This window comes from Snodgrassella alvi wkB2 (assembly GCF_000600005.1).
Lineage (GTDB): Bacteria > Pseudomonadota > Gammaproteobacteria > Burkholderiales > Neisseriaceae > Snodgrassella > Snodgrassella alvi.
This window is the reverse complement of the sequence record NZ_CP007446.1, coordinates 297,961-319,943: the sequence shown is the minus strand read 5'-3', so window position 1 is coordinate 319,943 and position 21,983 is coordinate 297,961. Positions and strand designations below refer to the sequence as shown.

The 21,983-nt window shown below is 43.4% G+C and carries 17 protein-coding genes; 4 read left to right on the top strand and 13 right to left on the bottom strand.

The features are described 5' to 3' along the window. Positions 1 to 4 precede the first annotated feature (4 nt). Entirely contained in the window at positions 5 to 1,420 is a 1,416-nt protein-coding gene (locus SALWKB2_RS01385; RefSeq protein ID WP_025329908.1) for a pyridoxal phosphate-dependent decarboxylase family protein, read from the top strand. Positions 1,421 to 1,664: 244 nt separating this feature from the next. On the opposite strand, the gene SALWKB2_RS01380 is transcribed toward SALWKB2_RS01385, so the two are convergent. Next, on the bottom strand, positions 1,665 to 2,564 hold the full coding sequence (locus SALWKB2_RS01380; protein ID WP_025329907.1) for a LysR family transcriptional regulator: 900 nt from the start codon (positions 2,562 to 2,564) through the stop codon (positions 1,665 to 1,667). Between the two features lie 22 nt (positions 2,565 to 2,586). Further along, a complete protein-coding gene (gene cyaY, locus SALWKB2_RS01375) occupies positions 2,587 to 2,910 on the bottom strand; it encodes an iron donor protein CyaY (protein ID WP_025329906.1) in 324 nt (107 codons plus the stop codon). A 132-nt stretch (positions 2,911 to 3,042) separates the two neighbouring features. Here cyaY and lptM point away from each other — a divergent pair, with 132 nt between their 5' ends. The 3 genes from lptM (at position 3,043) to SALWKB2_RS01365 (ending at position 5,888) form a co-directional block, all read left to right on the top strand. Then, the gene (gene lptM / locus SALWKB2_RS11810; RefSeq protein WP_078474526.1) at positions 3,043 to 3,213 is read left to right on the top strand and encodes an LPS translocon maturation chaperone LptM; all 171 of its coding nucleotides are present in this window, start codon (positions 3,043 to 3,045) and stop codon (positions 3,211 to 3,213) included. Beyond that, positions 3,206 to 4,432 (top strand): diaminopimelate decarboxylase, encoded by a 1,227-nt coding sequence (gene lysA / locus SALWKB2_RS01370; protein ID WP_025329905.1) that lies wholly within the window; start codon positions 3,206 to 3,208, stop codon positions 4,430 to 4,432. Before lptM ends, lysA begins: the two co-directional genes overlap by 8 nt. A 259-nt stretch (positions 4,433 to 4,691) precedes the next feature. Next, complete coding sequence (locus SALWKB2_RS01365) at positions 4,692 to 5,888, top strand: aminotransferase-like domain-containing protein (protein WP_180297663.1); 1,197 nt, start codon at positions 4,692 to 4,694, stop codon at positions 5,886 to 5,888. A 293-nt stretch (positions 5,889 to 6,181) separates the two neighbouring features. Here the strand turns inward: SALWKB2_RS01365 and rpsJ are convergent, their stop codons facing one another. The 11 genes from rpsJ to rplK form a co-directional block, all read right to left on the bottom strand. Next, a complete protein-coding gene (gene rpsJ, locus SALWKB2_RS01360; protein WP_025329903.1) occupies positions 6,182 to 6,493 on the bottom strand; it encodes a 30S ribosomal protein S10 in 312 nt (103 codons plus the stop codon). Positions 6,494 to 6,510: 17 nt separating this feature from the next. Continuing rightward, complete coding sequence (gene tuf, locus SALWKB2_RS01355) at positions 6,511 to 7,701, bottom strand: elongation factor Tu (protein WP_025329891.1); 1,191 nt, start codon at positions 7,699 to 7,701, stop codon at positions 6,511 to 6,513. Positions 7,702 to 7,784: 83 nt separating this feature from the next. After that, the gene (gene fusA / locus SALWKB2_RS01350; protein WP_025329902.1) at positions 7,785 to 9,887 is read right to left on the bottom strand and encodes an elongation factor G; all 2,103 of its coding nucleotides are present in this window, start codon (positions 9,885 to 9,887) and stop codon (positions 7,785 to 7,787) included. An 18-nt stretch (positions 9,888 to 9,905) separates the two neighbouring features. Continuing rightward, positions 9,906 to 10,376, bottom strand: coding sequence for a 30S ribosomal protein S7 (gene rpsG, locus SALWKB2_RS01345; protein WP_025329901.1), 471 nt, complete (start codon positions 10,374 to 10,376; stop codon positions 9,906 to 9,908). A gap of 92 nt (positions 10,377 to 10,468) precedes the next feature. Further along, a complete protein-coding gene (gene rpsL / locus SALWKB2_RS01340; RefSeq protein ID WP_025329900.1) occupies positions 10,469 to 10,840 on the bottom strand; it encodes a 30S ribosomal protein S12 in 372 nt (123 codons plus the stop codon). A 202-nt stretch (positions 10,841 to 11,042) separates the two neighbouring features. After that, entirely contained in the window at positions 11,043 to 15,218 is a 4,176-nt protein-coding gene (gene rpoC / locus SALWKB2_RS01335; RefSeq protein WP_025329899.1) for a DNA-directed RNA polymerase subunit beta', read from the bottom strand. 60 nt (positions 15,219 to 15,278) lie between these two features. Beyond that, positions 15,279 to 19,460 (bottom strand): DNA-directed RNA polymerase subunit beta, encoded by a 4,182-nt coding sequence (gene rpoB, locus SALWKB2_RS01330; protein ID WP_025329898.1) that lies wholly within the window; start codon positions 19,458 to 19,460, stop codon positions 15,279 to 15,281. Between the two features lie 187 nt (positions 19,461 to 19,647). Further along, positions 19,648 to 20,019, bottom strand: a complete 372-nt coding sequence (gene rplL, locus SALWKB2_RS01325) for a 50S ribosomal protein L7/L12 (RefSeq protein WP_025329897.1) — start codon at positions 20,017 to 20,019, stop codon at positions 19,648 to 19,650. A gap of 54 nt (positions 20,020 to 20,073) precedes the next feature. Continuing rightward, a complete protein-coding gene (gene rplJ / locus SALWKB2_RS01320) occupies positions 20,074 to 20,574 on the bottom strand; it encodes a 50S ribosomal protein L10 (RefSeq protein ID WP_025329896.1) in 501 nt (166 codons plus the stop codon). Positions 20,575 to 20,851: 277 nt separating this feature from the next. Continuing rightward, a complete protein-coding gene (rplA, locus tag SALWKB2_RS01315; RefSeq protein WP_025329895.1) occupies positions 20,852 to 21,544 on the bottom strand; it encodes a 50S ribosomal protein L1 in 693 nt (230 codons plus the stop codon). Then, complete coding sequence (gene rplK / locus SALWKB2_RS01310; RefSeq protein ID WP_025329894.1) at positions 21,545 to 21,976, bottom strand: 50S ribosomal protein L11; 432 nt, start codon at positions 21,974 to 21,976, stop codon at positions 21,545 to 21,547. It abuts the gene before it with no gap. Positions 21,977 to 21,983 lie beyond the last annotated feature (7 nt).

The following is a 21,983-nucleotide window of genomic DNA, read 5'->3' as shown; positions in this document are numbered from 1 at the left end:
ATATATGAATAAAACATTAAAAAACGATTTAACTGCCATCCATGAGCTTTTAGAAAATACTTTTCATCAATCTATCGACTTTCTAAACAACCTCGACAGTATGCCAACATGTTGCCAATTAACTCAGCAACAGCAAAATAGTTTGCCGCAACTAAATCTACCCGAACAAGGTTATGGCGGATTAGCGGCCTTAAATCAATTTAATACTCAGTTTAAAGAGTTTATTGTTGCTTCAGGCGGTCCCAGATATTGGGGGTATGTAACCGGAGGCAGTACACCGGCTGCAATAATAGGCGATATTCTGGCCACTATTTACGATCAGAATACTCAGGCTATCAGCGGCGAGGGGGATGTATCTGCACGTATTGAAACTCAGACAACTGATTTATTACTGGATTTATTCAATCTGCCAAGAGAATTTACCGGCGGATTTGTCACCGGCACGACCATGGCAAATTTTTCTGCGCTGGCTGTGGCCAGACAATGGTATGGCACTCAGTTTAAACAGGATATTGCTGCTGATGGTTTAATAAATCTGTCACTGCCAGTTATATCGGCTACCCCTCATTCATCAGTATTAAAATCATTAGCTATGCTTGGTTTAGGCAGAAATAACTTAATTACCATTCCTACTCTTTCAAATCAGCGTGAAGCCATTAATGTAGCCGAATTAAAACTGTTTATTGAAGATCGTTTCAAACATCAGCCATTTATTCTGGTTTTAAATGCGGGTACAGCCAATACAGCTGATTTTGATGCTATTGCGGAAATTATGGAGTTGAAGCATAGCTATAACTGTTGGATACATATTGATGCCGCCTTTGGAGCATTTGCCGCCTGCTCTTCACACTATCCACATTTACTCAATGGTTGGGAAATGGCTGACAGCATTGCCATAGATTGCCATAAATGGTTAAACGTACCTTATGAAAACGCCTGCTTTTTTATACGAAAAGAGCATTTCAGCTTACAGTTTAACCAGTTTAAAAACAGCAGTGCTCCATATCTGGAAAATCAACTGGAAAATTTTAACTTTATGAATATCTTGCCGGAAAATTCAAGAAGACTAAAAGCATTACCAGTATTGTTCAGCCTGTTGGCCTATGGCAGAGAAGGGTATCGGTATATTGTGGATAATTCTATTGAGCTGGCTCAAGAATTTGGTAACTATATACGTAAAAGCAGCTATTTTGAATTATTGGCTGAAGTACGTTTAAATATTGTCTGCTTTAAAGTTGCTGCCGCCTGCGATACCGCTGAATTTCTGCAAAAATTAAATAAAACCGGCCTTGTATTTATGACACCAACCACTTTTAATCATGAAAAAGGCATTCGTGCAGCATTTGTAAACTGGCGAACTACTATTGAAGATATTAAATTAGTATGTTCATTAATTGAAAACATGATCAATAGTAAATAAAATCTATAAAGAGATAAATATTTTTTCCTAGGATAAAAACCATACATAATTCGTTTTTAATCCCATTTAACCTATAAAAATGTTTATCTTTTTTAGAAGTTATACATATTATTGGTTTAGCGTTTATCAGTCTTCTATTTTTGTTTAAATACTTACTTTAAATAAAAATTTACTTATTATTTATTGATTTGTAATTTTTTCGGCTAGCTATCTAATTTAAAGGGATACTTCGTTCTTAACTGCTTTAAGGCAACAGACCGCTTAACTCTCCCAGAAACCAGTTTACCCGTGGATCAGGCGTAGGACGGGTAACAGCAAAATGATTTACTATATTAGTCGCCTGCTGTGCCAGTAATGGCACCAGTTCACCTGTACGAACGTAAGGCTCAGCCATATCTTGTGATAAAAAACCAAGATGGCTGCCTGCGAGAATAAACAACAATGTTGCCCGCTCTTTATCTGCAGTAGCCGTAGTTACTCCGGCAGAAAAGCCGGCATTAGCCGGAAAATCAGCATAGGTACGTTTTACCCAGTGATATTCTTCAGCAAGCTGATTTAATGTTAAATCTTTAACTTTTGCAGCCGGATGTTCTGCATGACAATAAACATGCTCACGCTGCTCGAAAACTATCTGATATTGCAAATTTTTCAGCAGACTATAGTAATAGCCGATACCAAAATCCATCTGATTATTGGCAATAGCGGTTTCGATATCATGTGGCGCACAAATATCAATAGTCAGACGCAGCTCCGGATAATGCTGATAGGCACTGGCAATTACCTGATTAAAAATATGCTGAAAATCAGGTGGTAAGTACTCAACTAAGCCAATTCGCAACTTACCGGAAAGCACAGAACGATGCCATTTAATATTCTGTACTTCCCGATGAAACTCAGAGGTTGCCTGTAAAAGTAATGTACATGCTTCATATAATTGATGCCCGGCTTTAGTCAGCCCGAAACCGGAACGACCGCGTCGGCATAATATCACCCCCAGACTTTCTTCCAGATGCGCCAAATGCATACTGATTGCCGATTGTGACATATTCAGCCGTTTCTGTGCAGCAGTCACACCCTGACATTCAACAATGGCCACAAATGCCTGTAAAGCCTTCAAATCATGTTTAATCAAGGTATGCAACATCACTATTTCCCCTTATCAGAAATCAGCTCAAAACCGGAATAGATATGTCATCGTCACAGGCGGCAGACAGTACCTGATTTAAGACCGCAAAAAATTCACTGCCATCCCGTGCTGAAAGCCATTGACCGTTCTTACAGGCAAAATGATAACCACCACTTTTTGCTGCTATCCATAATTCCTGAGTAGCAGCATGCCGGTTTACAATAATCTGCTCTCCGCTTTCTGCTTCAATTGTGAGTACATTTCCGCCAGCTTCACAATCGAGATCCCAACCGCCTTCATCTATTTTTTCCTCAATATAGCCAAACAAATCATCACTATATTGTAAAAATTCACTTTCGGTCATCTTACTTACCATACCCCTGCATTTTATTACATTCACACTGTTATCTTGCCATATAATATGTTTAAATCCTAGTTTTATCCGTTCTGGCAGTACAGCTGTTCACTGCCAGCTTAACTACAATAGGTCAGATTAATGTTTCGTTTCTTCTTTTTAACTGTAATTGCAACCAGTTGTTTAGCGGCCTGTGGTTATAAGGGTGATCTTTATTTGCCAAAAGAGGGAGATAAAGCCAAATACGGACCTGTACAAACCGGACTGACTATTGATCCGATTGATCAGAAAAATTTACCTAAACATGACTAATTCCCTGAAATGTGAACAAGTACCCTACTCTGTACTGGCTGCACAGTATGGTACACCATTATATGTTTATAGCCAGAAAGCAATAACTGATGCTTTTAATCTTTATCAACAGGCTTTTGCCGATTTAAAACCTTTAATATGTTACGCAGTCAAAGCCAATGGAAATTTATCTATTCTGCGCTATTTTGCCAGTCTGGGCTGCGGTTTTGATATCGTTTCAGGCGGAGAATTAGAGCGGGTATTACTGGCTGGCGGAGCTGCCGACAAGATCATCTTTTCTGGTGTAGGCAAAAGCAGTGCTGAAATTGAATTTGCCCTGAAAAACAATATTCGCTGTTTTAATGTTGAATCACTGGCTGAGCTGGAACGTATTAATAGTATTGCCCAGCGTCTGAATAAAATTGCCCCGGTATCATTGCGTATTAATCCTGATGTTGATGCTCATACCCATCCATATATTTCTACTGGGTTAAAAGCCAATAAATTCGGAATTGCCAGTCAGGATGCATTAGCAGCATATCAGCTTGCTGCTACGTTACCGCACTTAAAAATCACAGGAATTGACTGTCACATTGGCTCACAACTAACTGATTTATCACCTTTAATCGAAGCATTACAACGATTATTAGTACTAGTAGACAAACTAGACGAACTGGGAATCCGGATAGAGCATATTGATTTGGGTGGTGGCATAGGTATTGTTTATCAAAACGAAAATGTGCCTGATCTGAATGCTTATGCAGCAGCAGTCAGCAAATTGTTATCCGGGCGTAACCTGCCATTAATACTGGAACCCGGGCGCAGTCTGATTGGTAATACTGGCAGTTTGCTCACTACAGTTGAATACATTAAACAAGGTGAAGAAAAGAACTTTGTGATTGTAGATGCGGCCATGAATGATCTGATGCGACCTTCACTATATCAGGCCTATCACAATATTATTAACGCCAGTCCGACAACAGTAGATAAATTTGTTGCTGATGTCGTCGGACCAATTTGCGAAACCGGAGATTTTCTGGCTAAAGACCGAACCATTGCAGCTAAAGCAGGTGATTTACTGTTAATACAAAGTGCCGGGGCATATGCTTCCAGTATGGCAAGTAACTATAACACTCGCTGTCGTGCCGCTGAGGTATTGGTTAATGGTACAGAACATCATCTGATTCGAGAGCGAGAAACAATTGACAGTCTGTTGGCTACCGAAACAGCATGCTTATGAATAATCCATACTTATTGTAATAATGAAGTACAAGTATAGCGTTATCTGTCAGTATTTTTGCACAGGCGCTATACTAATTTTATGTTACTCATCGAAAAGCTTTTCAGATATTGAATATTCTCCGGCTGATATTACGCTTTATAAGTACGATAAAAAATTCGTTGCATTATCCAAACCATAATTAAAAAATAATTTTAAAATCAAATAAGATAAATATATTTTAACAATTAAGCAAATATCATCTAAAAAGGTCAGATTTATGCCCTGGAAATTTTCCCGACGTGCGCAAAATTTAAAAAGCTCAACTATCAGAGAAATCCTTAAAGTCACCGAACAGGCAGATGTTATTTCATTTGCTGGCGGCTTACCGGCTCCAGATACATTTCCATTATCAGAAATCAAAGATGCAACTAATGCCTTACTGGAAAACCAGGATATTTATGGTGCACTACAATACGGACCAAGTGAAGGCTATACACCTTTACGGCAATGGATAGCTAATTATTTATCAGAACGTGATCATGTATCAGTCAGTAGTGATGAAATTCTGATAGTAACTGGTTCACAGCAGGCATTGGATTTAATCGGGAAAGCACTAATTGATACTAACGATACAGTACTGGTAGAAACTCCGACTTATCTTGGGGCATTACAATCCTTTAATCAATACAATCCCGAATATGTAGCTATTGCCAGTGATAATGAAGGCTTAATTCCTGAAACTATAGATAATGAACTGGCAAGCTCTGCAAAATTTCTATATAGCATTCCAAATTTTCAAAACCCTACCGGACGTCGGTTACCATTACACCGGCGAGAGGCTTTAGCCGCAAAAGCAAAACAGAATAATTTATTGCTGATTGAAGATGATCCTTATGGCGATTTGGATTATCAGGGTCAGCGTTTGCCTGCTTTATATACGCTGGCACCAGAAAACACTGTTTATTTAGGTTCTTTTTCCAAAATTTTAGCGCCGGGACTCCACTTAGGATATTTGGTTGCGAATAAGCAATTCATCAGTAAACTGCTTCCGCTAAAACAGGCTTCGGATTTACATACCCCTAGCCTGACTCAGTACATTGCTTATCAGGTTCTTAGTAAAAATAATTTTCTCAATCATCATATTCCGAAAATCCGCCAGCTCTATAATGCCCGCTGCCAGTATATGTTGCAATCATTAGCACAGTATATGCCTAAAGAAGTTAGCTGGAATCAACCTGAAGGAGGTATGTTTATCTGGGTTGAATTACCTGAATATATTAATGCTACTGAATTACTCAAAGAAACCATTGCTCAAAAAATAGTTTTTGCTCCCGGTGAAACTTTCTATGTACACGGTGAAAAAAATAATTGTTTAAGGCTGGCTTTTGTAACTGTTTCAGAAGAAAAAATCGATACAGGGATAAAAAAAATGGCAGATATAATTAAACATCACATTCAACAACAATTGCTGTGAAATATTAGCAAACTGCATTAATCTGTTTTTCCCATCACGGCCGATACCCAGTATAGTATTGTTTTTTTAGAGCTTAAACTATTAACTAAATACTCTTCACACCAATTCAAGCTGGCTAATAAATTCCGCATTAATGGAAAAATCATTAACCGCAAAATATTTACCTTACCAGTCAAAGCACAGATATTGCTTAATACTCTGAATTGGTTATTCTAACCTGTTCAATTACCCGAATTAAGAATAAATAAAAAACGGACTGGAAAATATACAGTCCGTTTTAGTAATTCAATTAATTATTGAACTTTAATTTCAACATCAACACCAGCTGGCAAGTCCAGTTTCATCAATGCATCAGTGGTTTTATCAGTCCAGTCGATAATGTCCATCAGACGCAGATGAGTACGAATTTCCAACTGTTCACGTGAAGTTTTATTCACGTGAGGAGAACGCAGCAGATTAAAACGTTCGATTTTGGTTGGCAGAGGAATCGGACCTTTTACCACAGCGCCAGTACGTTTGGCAGTGTCTACGATTTCCTGAGCAGAACGATCAATTAGAGCGTAGTCATAAGCTTTCAGACGAATACGGATTTTCTGGTTTTTCATATCTATATTCTTCCTGATTAAGCGATAACTTTAGCAACCACACCGGCACCAACTGTTCGGCCACCTTCACGAATCGCAAAGCGTAAGCCTTCTTCCATCGCAATCGGATGAATCAGTTCTACGTCTATCGTTACATTCTCTCCCGGCATTACCATTTCCACACCTTCCGCCAGGCTTACTGCGCCAGTTACGTCTGTTGTACGGAAATAGAACTGCGGACGGTAGTTCGCAAAGAACGGTGTATGACGACCACCTTCTTCTTTGCTCAGTACGTATACTTCTGCTTTGAATTTGGTGTGCGGAGTGATGCTGCCCGGTTTTGCCAGTACCTGACCACGTTCTACTTCTTCACGTTTGGTACCACGCAGCAATACACCTACGTTATCACCTGCCTGACCCTGATCCAGCAATTTGCGGAACATTTCAACGCCAGTACATGTGGTTTTCTGGGTGTCTTTCAAACCAACGATTTCAATTTCATCACCCACATTGATTACACCGCGTTCTACACGACCGGTAACCACGGTACCACGACCTGAAATTGAGAATACGTCTTCAATCGGCAACAGGAATGGTTTGTCTACTGCACGTTCCGGTGTAGGAATGTAGCTGTCCAGTGCATCTGCCAAAGCCATAATTGAAGCTTCACCGATGTCTGACTGGTCACCTTCCAGTGCTTTCAGAGCTGAACCTTTAATCAAAGGAACATCATCACCCGGGAATTCGTAGCTTGACAACAGGTCACGAATTTCCATTTCTACCAGTTCCAGCAACTCTTCGTCGTCTACCATGTCACATTTGTTCATGTAAACGATAATGTAAGGTACACCTACCTGACGGGCTAACAGGATGTGCTCACGGGTTTGTGGCATCGGACCGTCAGCTGCAGAAACCACCAGAATCGCGCCGTCCATCTGGGCTGCACCGGTAATCATGTTTTTCACGTAGTCAGCGTGTCCCGGGCAGTCAACGTGTGCATAGTGACGTTCTGCAGTTTCGTATTCTACGTGTGATGTATTAATGGTAATACCACGGGCTTTTTCTTCCGGGGCATTGTCAATCTGATCATAAGCTTTGGCTGCACCACCGAATTTCTGGGACAGAATGGTACACATTGCAGCTGTCAAAGTGGTTTTACCATGGTCAACGTGACCAATGGTGCCAACGTTTACGTGCGGTTTGCTCCGCTCGAATTTTTCTTTAGCCATGAGCTAAGTTTCCTTGAATAAAGATCATTAAAGAACGATGATAACCTGAAAGTACAGGTACTTTCAGGTTATCGGTAAATAAGTTAGCCTTTACGTGCAGCAATTACCTGCTCGGCTACATTATTTGGTGCTTCAGCGTATTTCTTGAACTCCATGGAGTAAGTAGCACGTCCCTGAGTAGCAGAGCGTAGGTCGGTTGAGTAACCGAACATTTCTGCCAGTGGTACTTCGGCACGAACTTTCTTGCCGCCGATACCATCATCATCCATACCCAGCACGATGCCACGACGACGATTCAAGTCGCCCATTACATCACCCATGTAGTCTTCCGGTGTTTCTACTTCAACCGCCATGATAGGTTCCAGCAGTGCCGGAGAAGCTTTGCGCATACCGTCTTTGAATGCCATAGAACCGGCTAATTCAAACGCGATTTGCGAAGAGTCCACATCATGGTATGAACCGAAAGTCAGACGCACACGGATATCCACAACCGGATAACCGGCCAGAATACCATTAGTCATGGTATCACGAATACCTTTATCCACAGACGGAATAAATTCACGTGGAATCACACCACCTTTAATTTCGTCGATGAATTCGTAGTTTACACCACCCGGTTCCAAAGGTTCCATAGTGATCACTACATGACCATACTGACCTTTACCACCAGACTGCTTAACGTATTTGGCTTCGGATTCCACTGATTTACGGATGGTTTCACGATAAGCTACCTGTGGTGCACCCACATTGGCTTCTACACCAAATTCACGTTTCATACGGTCTACAATAATTTCCAGATGCAATTCACCCATACCGGAAATAATAGTCTGACCAGATTCTTCATCTGTTTTCACACGGAAAGACGGGTCTTCTTTAGCCAGACGGTTCAGAGCCAGACCCATTTTTTCCTGGTCAGCTTTAGTTTTTGGTTCAACTGCTACATGAATAACTGGTTCAGGGAATTCCATACGTTCCAGAATAATCGGAGCGTCAGTATCACACAGCGTTTCACCAGTAGTTACATCTTTCAAACCAATTACAGCTGCAATGTCACCGGCACGTACTTCTTCGATTTCATCACGATCATTGGCTTTCATCTGTACCAGACGACCAATACGTTCTTTAGTGCCTTTAACAGAGTTCACTACAGTATCACCGGATTTCACCACGCCGGAATACACGCGGATGAAAGTCAGCTGACCAACGTATTTATCGTTCATCAGTTTAAATGCCAACGCAGAGAATTTCTCATCGTCGCTAGCTTTACGGCTGTCTTTTTCACCATCCGGTTTTTCACCGGCTACCGGCGGAATGTCTGTCGGGCTTGGCAGATACTCAACCACAGCATCCAGCAGACGCTGTACACCTTTATTCTTGAATGCTGAACCGCACAGTACCGGCTGAATTTCACCAGCCAGTGTACGTGCACGCAGGGCAGCAACGATTTCTTCCTCGCTCAGCTCTTCACCGCCGAGGTATTTTTCCATCAGTTCTTCGTTGGCTTCTGCTGCAGCTTCAACCATTTTTTCGCGCCATTCTTCGGCAACGTCTTTCAGGTCAGCAGGAATATCAGCATACTCAAATTTCAAACCCTGAGTTGCATCATCCCATACGATAGCCTGCATCTTCAGCAAATCTACCACGCCTTCGAAACCGTCTTCAGCTCCTACCGGAATGACAACCGGTACCGGATTGGCACGCAGACGGGTCTGCATCTGTTCAACCACACGGAAGAAGTTGGCACCCTGACGGTCCATTTTATTTACAAAAGCCAGACGAGGCACTTTGTATTTATTGGCCTGACGCCATACAGTTTCAGACTGAGGCTGTACACCACCCACAGCACAGTAAACCATTACCGCACCATCCAGTACACGCATAGAACGCTCTACTTCAACAGTAAAGTCTACGTGTCCCGGGGTATCAATAATATTTAAACGGTGTTCTTTAAACTGACCTGCCATACCTTTCCAGAAGGTGGTAACAGCAGCAGAGGTAATGGTAATACCACGTTCCTGTTCTTGCTCCATCCAGTCGGTGGTGGCTGCACCGTCATGTACTTCACCCAGTTTGTGAGTCATGCCGGTGTAAAACAGAATACGTTCTGAAGTGGTGGTTTTACCAGCATCAATATGTGCAGAAATACCGATATTGCGGTATTGCTCAATAGGGGTTTTACGAGCCACGATAATTGCCTTTCTGCATTAGAAGCGGAAGTGAGAGAAGGCTTTGTTGGCTTCAGCCATGCGATGTACTTCCTCACGTTTTTTCAATGCACCGCCGCGACCTTCGGCCGCATCAATTAATTCACCAGCCAGACGCAAATCCATGGATTTTTCACCGCGTTTACGAGCCGCATCGCGTACCCAGCGCATGGCCAGAGCCAGACGACGGGCAGGACGAACCTCAACAGGAACTTGATAGTTAGCACCACCAACACGACGGCTTTTTACTTCTACCACCGGTTTGGCATTGGCAATGGCTTCGTTAAACACTTCAATGGCTTCTTTGCCGGTTTTCTTTTCAATCTGTTCCAGAGCGCCGTATACAATGCGTTCTGCTACAGATTTTTTACCGTCAATCATCAGCACATTCATGAATTTGGATAATTCGATACTGCCGAATTTCGGATCTGGCAATATGTCACGTTTTGGGACTTCTCTACGTCTTGGCATTTCAATTTCCTTAAACTATTCAGCTGGGCATAGCCCGCGAATATTTATGTAAATATTCACTTACTCGACAGATGATCTGCCGATGCGTCCGATTATTTAGGACGTTTAGCACCGTATTTAGAACGGGACTGCTTACGGTCTTTAACACCTGCAGTGTCCAGAGAACCGCGTACAGTATGGTAACGCACACCCGGCAAGTCTTTTACACGACCGCCGCGAATCAGTACTACGCTGTGTTCCTGCAAGTTGTGGCCTTCACCACCGATATATGAAATCACTTCATAACCGTTGGTCAGACGCACTTTGCATACTTTACGCAGCGCTGAGTTAGGTTTTTTCGGAGTAGTGGTGTATACACGGGTGCATACGCCACGTTTTTGAGGACAAGCCTCTAAAGCAGGTACTTTGTTGACGTAAACCGGAGCCTGACGTCCTTTACGTACCAATTGGTTGATAGTAGGCATATTTTCTCTTTATCCTGTTGAGTCAATATATGCCGGCACCATGCCGGCAAAACGGGTATTTTAACATTCCTGCTTTATTATGGTCAAGATAATCAAACTTTAAACGCTTTATATCTGTTGAAAAAACAACTATATAAAAGCATGTGCAAAATAAAACCGCTGAATGGCTTTCAGCGGTTTTATTTACAACAGATATTAAAGCTTATTCGCTTTTCTCTGCAGCCTCAGCAGCCAACTGCTCCTGCCATTTCTGGCGGCGACTGCGATGGTAAGTCAGTCCGGTACCGGCCGGAATCAGACGACCAACAATTACGTTTTCTTTCAGGCCGCGCAAATCGTCACGTTTACCCATAATAGCCGCTTCAGTCAGCACACGGGTAGTTTCCTGGAAGGATGCAGCAGAAATAAACGAATCGGTAGACAATGATGCTTTAGTAATACCCAGCAATACATTGTCAAAGCGTACCGGTTCTTTACCTTCCGCCAGCAACTTCTCGTTGGCAATCATTACATCACCGCGTTCAACCTGCTCACCAGTAATGAAGTGACTGTCACCGGCATCGGCAATATTTACCCGGCGCAGCATCTGGCGAATGATCACTTCGATATGTTTATCGGAAATCTTCACACCTTGTAGACGATACACTTCCTGTACTTCCTGCACGATATAACGAGCTAGCGCCTCAATACCCTGCAAACGCAGAATATCATGCGGATCGACTGCACCATCTACAATTACTTCACCGCGATTCACCACCTGACCATCATGTACCAGCACCTGTTTTTCTTTGGAAATCAGGGTTTCATAAGCAGCACCGTCTGCATCAGTAATAATCAGACGCTGTTTACCCTTGGTTTCCTTACCGAAAGAAACAGTACCAGTTACTTCAGCCAGCATACCCACATCTTTCGGAGTACGTGCTTCGAACAATTCAGCTACACGCGGCAGACCACCGGTAATATCGCGGGTTTTGGATGAAGCCTGAGGAATACGGGCCAGTACATCACCTTTACCTACTTCCTGTCCTTCTCGTACAGTAATCACCGCACCAACCGGGAAGGCCATGGAAACAGCGGTTTCACTTCCTGCCATGCGAATTTCTTCGCCTTTGTCATCCAGCAGTTTTACTGTCGGACGCAACAGTTTAGACTGAGTAGAGGAACGACGTTTACCATCAATAACTACCAGTGTAGACAAACCGGTAACATCATCGGTCTGTTTGGCTACAGTAACGCCTTCTTCGATGTTTTCAAAGCGGACACGACCGGCAAACTCGGTAATCATCGGACGGGTATGCGGATCCCACGTAGCCAGTGTCTGACCGGCTTTCACCACACCACCATCTTTTACCTGCAACAATGCACCGTAAGGTACTTTATGGCGTTCACGCTCACGACCAATATCGTCATGAATCACAATTTCGGATGAACGACCAATAACGACCAGTTCACCTTTGTTATTGGCTACATAACGCATCTGGCTGGAGAAGCGAACCGTACCACCAGATTTAGCCTCTACCTGACTTGCGGCTGCAGCTCGTGAAGCGGCACCACCAATGTGGAAGGTACGCATAGTCAGCTGAGTACCCGGCTCACCAATAGATTGAGCAGCAATCACACCAACAGATTCACCGGCATTGACCAGTTTACCGCGCGCCAGATCTCGGCCATAACATTTGGCACACAATCCATGACGTGTTTTACAGGTAATCGGAGTACGTACTTTAACTTCATCGACACCTGAATTATCAATCAGATCAACCAGACTTTCGTTCAGCAGCGTACCTGCTTCAACTAAAGTTTCACCACTGGTCGGGTCAACAACATCTTCAGCAGTAACACGTCCCAGTACGCGATCACGTAATGATTCAATGATATCACCGCCCTGTACCACTGCTTTCATCACAAAGCCGTCGTTGGTACCACAATCATCTTCTACTACCACCAAGTCTTGTGTCACATCAACAAGACGACGGGTCAGATAACCGGAGTTAGCAGTTTTCAATGCCGTATCAGCCAGACCTTTACGGGCACCGTGAGTAGAAATAAAGTACTGTAATACTGTCAGACCTTCGCGGAAGTTAGAAGTAATCGGTGTTTCAATAATGGAACCATCCGGTTTCGCCATCAAACCACGCATACCTGACAACTGCTTAATCTGAGCGGCAGAACCGCGGGCACCGGAGTCAGCCATCATGTAAATTGAGTTAAATGACTCCTGATCAACCAGATTACCTTCGCGGTCAACTACTTTCTGAGTAGACAGATTATCCATCATCGCTTTGGCAATCTTGTCACCGGTACGACCCCAGATATCGACTACTTTATTGTAACGTTCGCCATTGGTTACCAGACCCTGACGGTACTGGTCTTCAATTTCTTTAACTTCTGCATTAGCTTCTGCCAGCAATTGTGGTTTACTTTCAGGCACCAGCATATCGTCAACGCAGATTGAAATACCGGCACGAGTTGAGAATGCATAACCGGTATACATCAGGTGGTCAGCAAAAATGACAGTATCACGCAATCCGCAGCGACGGAATGAAGCATTAATCAGCTTAGAAATTTCTTTTTTCTTCAGCGTTTTATTAATATGATCGAAAGACAAACCTTTTGGCAGAATCTCTGACAGCAGAGCACGGCCGACAGTAGTTTCATAACGGTTAACTACCGGTACAAATTCGTCCTGACCATTTTTCACCCATTCACGCAAACGTACAGTAATTTTAGTACCCAGCTCTACCTGACGAGTCTGGTAGGCACGGTGTACTTCTTTTACATCAGCAAACAGGCTGCCTTCGCCCTTACCATTAATTTTATCGCGGGTCATATAATACAGACCCAATACGATATCCTGTGACGGTACGATAATTGGTTCACCATTGGCTGGTGACAATACATTATTCGAAGCCAGCATCAAGGTACGTGCTTCCATCTGTGCTTCCAGACTCAGTGGTACGTGCACAGCCATCTGGTCACCGTCAAAGTCGGCGTTAAATGCAGTACATACCAGCGGATGCAGCTGAATTGCCTTACCTTCAATCAGAATCGGCTCAAATGCCTGAATACCCAAACGGTGCAAGGTTGGTGCACGGTTGAGCAGAATCGGATGTTCACGAATAACATCTTCAAGAATATCCCATACAATCGGCTCTTCCTGTTCCACCATTTTTTTGGCTTTTTTGATGGTAGTTACGGTTGGATCTAACTGTTCAAGTTTATGGAAAATAAATGGTTTGAACAGTTCCAAAGCCATTTTCTTCGGCAAACCGCACTGATGCAGACGCAGGTACGGACCAACTGTAATCACAGAACGACCAGAATAATCGACACGTTTACCCAGCAGATTCTGACGGAAACGACCGCCCTTACCTTTAATCATATCTGCCAGTGATTTCAGCGGACGTTTATTAGCACCAGTCATGGCTTTACCACGACGACCATTATCCAGTAATGAGTCTACCGCTTCCTGTAACATACGTTTTTCATTGCGTACGATGATATCCGGCGCACGTAGTTCAAGCAGGCGTTTCAAACGGTTGTTACGATTAATGACGCGACGATACAGGTCATTCAAATCAGAAGTAGCAAAACGGCCGCCATCCAGCGGTACCAGCGGACGCAAATCCGGTGGCAGTACTGGCAACACATCCATAATCATCCATTCCAGTTTCATACCGGAACGCTGGAATGCTTCCAGAACTTTCAGTCGTTTAGCAATTTTCTTAATTTTTGTATCTGAACTGGTTGAATCCAGTTCCTGACGCAATACAGTAACCTCATGGGCAATATCCATGGCTCGCAGTAAATCTCGAATGCCTTCAGCCCCCATTTTGGCTTCAAAATCGCCGCCAGACTCTTCATATTTGGTAATGTATTCTTCTTCACTAAGCAGCTGACGCGGCTGCAATGAAGTCAGCCCCGGATCAGTTACCACATAAGCTTCAAAATACAGAATACGTTCAATGTCACGCAAAGTCATATCTAATACCATACCCAGACGGGATGGTAAAGATTTCAAAAACCAGATATGCGCAACCGGTGCAGCCAGTTCGATATGTCCCATGCGCTCGCGGCGTACTTTGGACAAAGTTACTTCCACACCACATTTTTCACAGGTTACTCCGCGAAATTTCAGGCGTTTGTATTTACCACACAAACATTCATAATCTTTAATCGGGCCAAAAATCTTGGCACAAAACAAACCGTCACGTTCCGGTTTAAAAGTACGGTAATTAATCGTTTCCGGTTTTTTTACTTCACCGTACGACCAAGAACGAATGGTATCCGGCGAAGCAATGCCGATTTTAATTGCGTCAAATTCTTCTTCGGCACTGGCATTTTGCAGCGGATTAAATAAGTCTGATAAAGCTTTCATATTTGCTCCTGACGATGCCGTATACAGTATGCCTCACACACTGTATACGACCGGTGTCGGTTAGTAACGTTCCAAATCCATATCCAGGCCTAAAGAGCGAATCTCTTTCAGTAACACATTGAATGATTCCGGCATGCCGGCATCAATCTTGTACTCGCCTTTAACAATGTTTTCATACATTTTGGTACGACCGGTGACGTCATCTGATTTCACAGTCAACATTTCCTGCAGAGTATAGGCAGCACCATAAGCTTCCAGTGCCCAAACCTCCATCTCACCAAAACGCTGACCACCGAACTGAGCTTTACCACCCAGCGGCTGCTGAGTGACCAGACTGTACGGACCAGTAGAACGGGCATGCATTTTTTCATCAACCAGATGGTGCAGTTTCAGATAATGCATTACCCCTACAGTCACCTTACGGTCAAAGGCTTCTCCGGTATGACCATCATACAGTGTCATCTGCGTACGGGTATCATTAAAGCCCAGTTTCTGAATTTCCGGATCATCCTCTGGATAAGCCAGTGCCAGCATATTTTTGATTTCGGATTCTTCCGCACCATCAAATACCGGTGTAGCTACAGTCATACCTTTACGCAAATGCTGAGCCAGATTGATGATTTCGTCGTCATTAAACTGCGATAAATCCTCTTTCTTACCACTGCTGTTGTACACTTTTTCAAGGAAAGCACGAATATCATCAGCAGCACGTTTTTCTGTCAGCATACGGTCAATACGCTCACCAATACCTTTGGCAGCCCAACCCAGATGTACTTCCAGAATCTGACCAATATTCATACGGCTTGGTACACCGAGCGGATTCAGTACGATATCCACAGCGCGTCCGTCGGCCATGTAAGGCATGTCTTCAACCGGCAGAATGCGGGATACCACACCTTTATTACCATGGCGGCCGGCCATTTTGTCACCGGCTTTCAGGCGACGTTTAATGGCAATAAACACCTTAACCATTTTCTGTACACCCGGCTGTAATTCATCGCCTTGTGTCAGTTTTTTCTTCTTGATTTCATACAGAGCATCTGATTCTTCATGCTTGGCCTGCAAACTTTCCTTAATCAGTTCCACCTGCTTCGCAATACTTTCATCACTCAGACGAATATCAAACCAGTCATGACGACTCGGCAATGAAGCCAGATATTCTTTAGTAACTTCTGCACCTTTAGCCAGTTTCAATGGTCCACCATTGACTTTTTGTCCCAGTATCAGGCGTTCAGTACGGTCAAAAGCATCATCATTGAAAATGCGCAACTGATCAGTCAGATTCTGACGATAGCGTTTCAGTTCTGCATCGATAATCGCCTTAGCACGTTTATCGCGTTCAATACCTTCACGGGTAAATACCTGAACATCAATAACAGTACCACTCATTCCGGTAGGCATACGCAGTGAAGTATCTTTTACATCACTGGCTTTTTCACCAAAAATAGCACGCAACAGTTTTTCTTCTGGTGTAAGCTGAGTTTCACCTTTAGGTGTCACCTTGCCTACCAGTACATCACCGGCTTCTACTTCAGCACCAATGTAAACGATACCGGATTCATCCAGACGATTTTGCATACGCTCAGACAAATTCGGAATATCACGGGTAATTTCCTCGGCGCCCAGCTTGGTATCACGGGATACCACATTCAATTCTTCAATATGAATTGAAGTATAACGATCACCGGCAACGACACGTTCTGAAATCAGAATTGAGTCTTCATAGTTATAACCATTCCATGGCATGAAGGCGATAGTCATATTCTGACCCAGTGCCAGCTCACCTAAATCAGTAGAAGCACCATCCGCAATAACATCACCGCGCTGGATAACATCACCCTTCTGTACGGCAGGACGCTGATTAATATTGGTTGACTGGTTAGAACGGGTAAATTTCACCAGATTGTAAATATCCACACCCACTTCACCAGCAGTAGCCTCGTCATCATTAACACGTACTACGACACGGTTTGCATCCACATATTCCACAACACCGCCGCGACTGGCCGCAATAGCTGTAGCACTGTCAATAGCCACAGAGCGTTCAATACCAGTACCAACCAATGGTTTTTCAGCACGCAGACAAGGTACTGCCTGACGCTGCATGTTGGCACCCATCAAAGCACGGTTGGCGTCGTCATGCTCAAGGAACGGAATCAGTGAAGCCGCTACTGAAACCACCTGACCGGTAGCCACGTCCATATACTGTACGCGATCCGGTGTTGCCATTATGGTTTCACCTTTTTCACGGCAGGTTACTAAATCACCGATAATCCGGCCGTCTTTATCCAGATCGGCATTCGCCTGGGCAATAACAAAACGACCTTCTTCAATAGCTGACAAATAATCAATGTCATTGGTTACTTTACCGTCGACAACTCGGCGATAAGGTGTTTCCAGAAAACCGTATTTATTGGTACGGGCATAAACTGCCAGCGAATTAATCAAACCAATATTCGGACCTTCAGGTGTTTCAATCGGGCATACACGACCGTAATGAGTCGGATGTACGTCACGCACTTCAAAGCCGGCACGCTCACGGGTCAGACCACCGGGTCCCAATGCAGATACACGGCGTTTATGGGTGACTTCAGACAATGGATTAGTCTGATCCATAAACTGAGACAACTGACTGGATCCGAAAAACTCTTTGATTGCAGCAGAAACCGGTTTGGCATTAATCAGGTCATGCGGCATCAGATTTTCTGATTCTGCCTGATTCAGGCGTTCTTTAACGGCACGTTCTACACGTGACAGACCACTACGGAACTGGTTCTCAGCCAACTCACCCACAGAACGTACGCGACGGTTACCCAAATGGTCAATATCATCTACTTCACCATGTCCGTTGCGCAATTCAACCAGTGTAGCAATTACAGATACTATATCCGGAATAGTCAGTACATGATTGCCTTCTTTATCAGCATTGGCAAAAGTTTGTGTCATCAGACGGCCATACCATGACTCTTGCTGTGCTTCCAGCAATTTTTGCTGATAGGTACGGGTGTTGAATTTCATCCGGCCGACACGTGACAAGTCATAGCTGTCTTCACTAAAGAACAGGCGATTAAACAATGCCTCAACAGCGTCTTCGGTTGGCGGTTCACCCGGGCGCATCATGCGATAAATTGCAATACGTGCAGCCTGCTGACCTTCAGTTTCATCAGTACGCAAAGTATTTGAAACATAACCACCCTGATCCAGATCATTAATATACAGCGTTGAAATTTCTTTGATTCCCTGTATATCAAACTGTGCCAGCAACTCTTCCGTGATTTCATCATTGGATTTAGCCAGTATTTCACCGGTATCTGGTACAACCACATCAGCAGCCAGTACCTTGCCAATCAGACTTTCCGGTTCAACTTCCAGCCATTTAATATCTGCAGCAATAATGTCACGGATATTCTTGGCATTAATACGTTTGCCTTTTTGTACCAGTACTTTGCCGTCTTTATCTACCAGATCAAACTTGGCAGTTTCACCTCTCAGACGTGCCGGAATCAAATCAGTATGCACACCATCTTTAGACAGGTGGTAACTTTCACGGTCATAGAACATGTCCAGAATCTGTTCCGGTGTAAACCCAAGTGCTTTCAGTAAAATAGTTACTGGCATTTTACGACGACGGTCGATACGAAAATACAGCAAATCTTTCGGGTCAAATTCAAAGTCAAGCCAGGATCCGCGGTAAGGAATAATCCGTGCTGAAAATAATAATTTGCCAGATGAATGTGATTTACCTCTGTCATGTTCAAAGAATACACCCGGAGAACGATGCAACTGTGAAACAATGACGCGTTCTGTACCGTTAATAATGAATGAACCGCTGGGTGTCATCAACGGAATTTCACCCATATAAACTTCATTTTCACGAACTTCTTTAACTACATTAGGTTTGGATGACTCTTTGTCCAAAATCACCAGCCGGATACGTGCCCGCAACGGAGCTGCATAAGTAATACCACGCAGCTGACATTCCGGAATGTCAAACACTGGTTCACCTAATACATAATGGGTGAACTCAAGGCGGGCATAACCGTTATGACTAATGATCGGAAAAATAGACTGAAAAGCAGCCTGAAGACCAACATCAGCGCGTTGGTCATAGGGTGTTTCCATCTGTAAAAACTGTGTATAAGAATCCAACTGCGTAGCCAATAAAAACGGCACTTCTAATACATTCGCACGTTTGGCAAAGCTTTTACGGATACGTTTTTTTTCAGTAAAAGAGTAGGACATGTACAGTCTCCAGTAGGGAGGTTTGGCAAGTAAGGTTTTATAAATACTCAGATAGCTGTTGATATCAAAAGAGTAAAATTAGGTAAATTAAAGGTTTTTTTGTAAATATTTATAAAATATCACTTGAGGTAGACAAGCGAAAGCAGGCTGGTAGCCTAAGCTACCAGCCTGTAAAACGCAACTGAAATTACTTGATTTCGACAGAAGCGCCGGCTTCTTCCAGTTGTTTTTTAATGTCGTCAGCCTCAGCCTGAGAAACACCTTCTTTAAGAGTTTTAGGTGCACCGTCAACCAGATCTTTAGCTTCTTTCAGACCCAGACCAGTGATAGCACGAACAACTTTAATCACGCCAACTTTCTGAGCACCGGCAGAAGTCAATACTACATCGAATTCAGATTTTTCTTCGGCAGCTGTAGCACCGTTATTAGAACCATTATTAACAGCCAAAGCAGCTGCAGATACACCAAATTTTTCTTCAAAAGCTTTAACCAGATCGTTTAATTCCATAACGGTCAGGTTACCAACTGCTTCCAGAATGTCTTCTTTAGTAATAGCCATGCTATTAAACTCCAATAATTGAGAATAAAAATTTAAATATAAATCAGATGAAATTTAGGCAGCTTCTTCGCCGGCTTTTTTCTCAGCCAAAGCAGCAAGTGCACGGGCAAAACCTGAAACAGGAGCTTGCATAATACCCAGCAATTTCGCGAGCAATTCGTCGCGGCTCGGAATAGAAGCAAGTTCTGCTACCTGAGCAACATCCAGCAGATCACCATTATATGAACCTGCTTTCAGTACAATTTTTTCATCTTTTTTCGAGAACTGGTGCAGTACTTTTGCAGCAGCAACCGGATCTTCAGATACCGCATAAACCAACGGACCAACCATCTGATCAGCCAGAGCGGCAAATGATGTACCTTCAACAGCGCGACGGGCTAATGTGTTTTTCAACACATGCAGGTATACACCTGCTTTACGAGCATTGGCACGCAGTTCGGTCATACTGGCAACACTGATACCACGATACTCGGCAATAACCATAGTTTGAGCGTTAGCAATGGCTGCTACGATTTCGGCTACGGCTGCTTGCTTGGTTTCAATATTGAGACTCAAGGTCTACCTCCCACTGTTTTTAATCAGAGCGATATGAATACCACTCCACCCAGCGCGGCAACCCAAAAAGACATCCGTAAGCAAAGCTTACACAAGATTATCCGGGACTACCGTCTGCGTAGGGTTAATTTTTAAAATTTGTTTTACTACCACAAATTCCCTACGGTCTTGGACATCTACTTATTTCTAAGTAGCCCAACATATAAATGTAAGACATTTATATGAATTTTTAAGGCAGTCTGATATGAGACCAAACTGCCAAAATTAACGATACTTCTTAATTATTTACAGAAGTACTGTCAACACGCAGACCTGTACCCATCGTGCTGGATACGGCGATTTTGCGCAAATACTGACCTTTTGCTGCAGCAGGTTTAGCTTTAACAATGGCGTCTAGTAATGCGTTAAAGTTTTCACGCAGATCAGCGACATCAAAAGAAGCACGACCAATAGTTGCTTGTACAATACCATCTTTATTTGTACGATACCGTATGCCAGTTTTCGCATTTTTAACAGCTTCAGCAACATTCGGTGTAACAGTACTGTCTTTCGGATTTGGCATCAAACCACGCGGACCCAAAATAGTACCCAGCTGACCTACCACACGCATAGCATCAGGAGATGCAATTACCCGATCAAAGTCCAGATTACCTGCTTTTACTTCAGCAGCCAAATCATCGAAACCAACCACATCAGCACCAGCCGCTTTTGCAGCTTCGGCATTAGCACCCTGAGTAAATACAGCTACACGTACAGTTTTACCGATACCTTTAGGCAGTACTACACTACCACGAACAATCTGATCAGATTTACGTGGATCAATGCCTAGATTGAAAGATACATCGATAGATTCATCAAATTTGGCTGTAGCATTAGCTTTAACCAGACTCAGTGCTTCATCAATAGCATATAATTTATTGGTTTCCACAGCAGCACGAATAGCCTGCATGCGTTTTGAAAGCTTAGCCATTTACACACCCTCCACATCTAAACCCATTGAACGGGCACTACCGGCAATGGTGCGTACCGCCGCATCCAGATCAGCAGCAGTTAAATCAGGCTCTTTAGTCTTGGCGATTTCTTCCAATTGTGCACGAGTCACTTTACCCACTTTCTGGGTTAATGGATTTGAACTACCTTTTTGCAGACCAGCTGCTTTTTTCAGCAAAATAGAAGCCGGTGGCGTTTTCATTACAAAGGTAAATGATTTATCTGCAAACGCAGTAATCACCACCGGAACCGGCAGACCCGGTTCAACATTCTGCGTAGCCGCATTAAAGGCTTTACAGAATTCCATAATATTCAGACCACGCTGACCCAGTGCCGGACCAACCGGAGGAGACGGATTGGCTTTACCTGCAGGAATCTGCAGTTTGATATAGCCTACAATTTTTTTTGCCACTTGATTT

Bases quoted from the DNA above. Each gene is read 5' to 3' on its own strand.
- SALWKB2_RS01385 (WP_025329908.1), top strand. From the start codon at position 5: ATGAATAAAACATTAAAAAACGATTTAACTGCCATCCATGAGCTTTTA.
- SALWKB2_RS01380 (WP_025329907.1), bottom strand. From the start codon at position 2,564: ATGTTGCATACCTTGATTAAACATGATTTGAAGGCTTTACAGGCATTT.
- cyaY (WP_025329906.1), bottom strand. From the start codon at position 2,910: ATGACCGAAAGTGAATTTTTACAATATAGTGATGATTTGTTTGGCTAT.
- lptM (WP_078474526.1), top strand. From the start codon at position 3,043: ATGTTTCGTTTCTTCTTTTTAACTGTAATTGCAACCAGTTGTTTAGCG.
- lysA (WP_025329905.1), top strand. From the start codon at position 3,206: ATGACTAATTCCCTGAAATGTGAACAAGTACCCTACTCTGTACTGGCT.
- SALWKB2_RS01365 (WP_180297663.1), top strand. From the start codon at position 4,692: ATGCCCTGGAAATTTTCCCGACGTGCGCAAAATTTAAAAAGCTCAACT.
- rpsJ (WP_025329903.1), bottom strand. From the start codon at position 6,493: ATGAAAAACCAGAAAATCCGTATTCGTCTGAAAGCTTATGACTACGCT.
- tuf (WP_025329891.1), bottom strand. From the start codon at position 7,701: ATGGCTAAAGAAAAATTCGAGCGGAGCAAACCGCACGTAAACGTTGGC.
- rpsG (WP_025329901.1), bottom strand. From the start codon at position 10,376: ATGCCAAGACGTAGAGAAGTCCCAAAACGTGACATATTGCCAGATCCG.
- rpsL (WP_025329900.1), bottom strand. From the start codon at position 10,840: ATGCCTACTATCAACCAATTGGTACGTAAAGGACGTCAGGCTCCGGTT.
- rpoC (WP_025329899.1), bottom strand. From the start codon at position 15,218: ATGAAAGCTTTATCAGACTTATTTAATCCGCTGCAAAATGCCAGTGCC.
- rpoB (WP_025329898.1), bottom strand. From the start codon at position 19,460: ATGTCCTACTCTTTTACTGAAAAAAAACGTATCCGTAAAAGCTTTGCC.
- rplL (WP_025329897.1), bottom strand. From the start codon at position 20,019: ATGGCTATTACTAAAGAAGACATTCTGGAAGCAGTTGGTAACCTGACC.
- rplA (WP_025329895.1), bottom strand. From the start codon at position 21,544: ATGGCTAAGCTTTCAAAACGCATGCAGGCTATTCGTGCTGCTGTGGAA.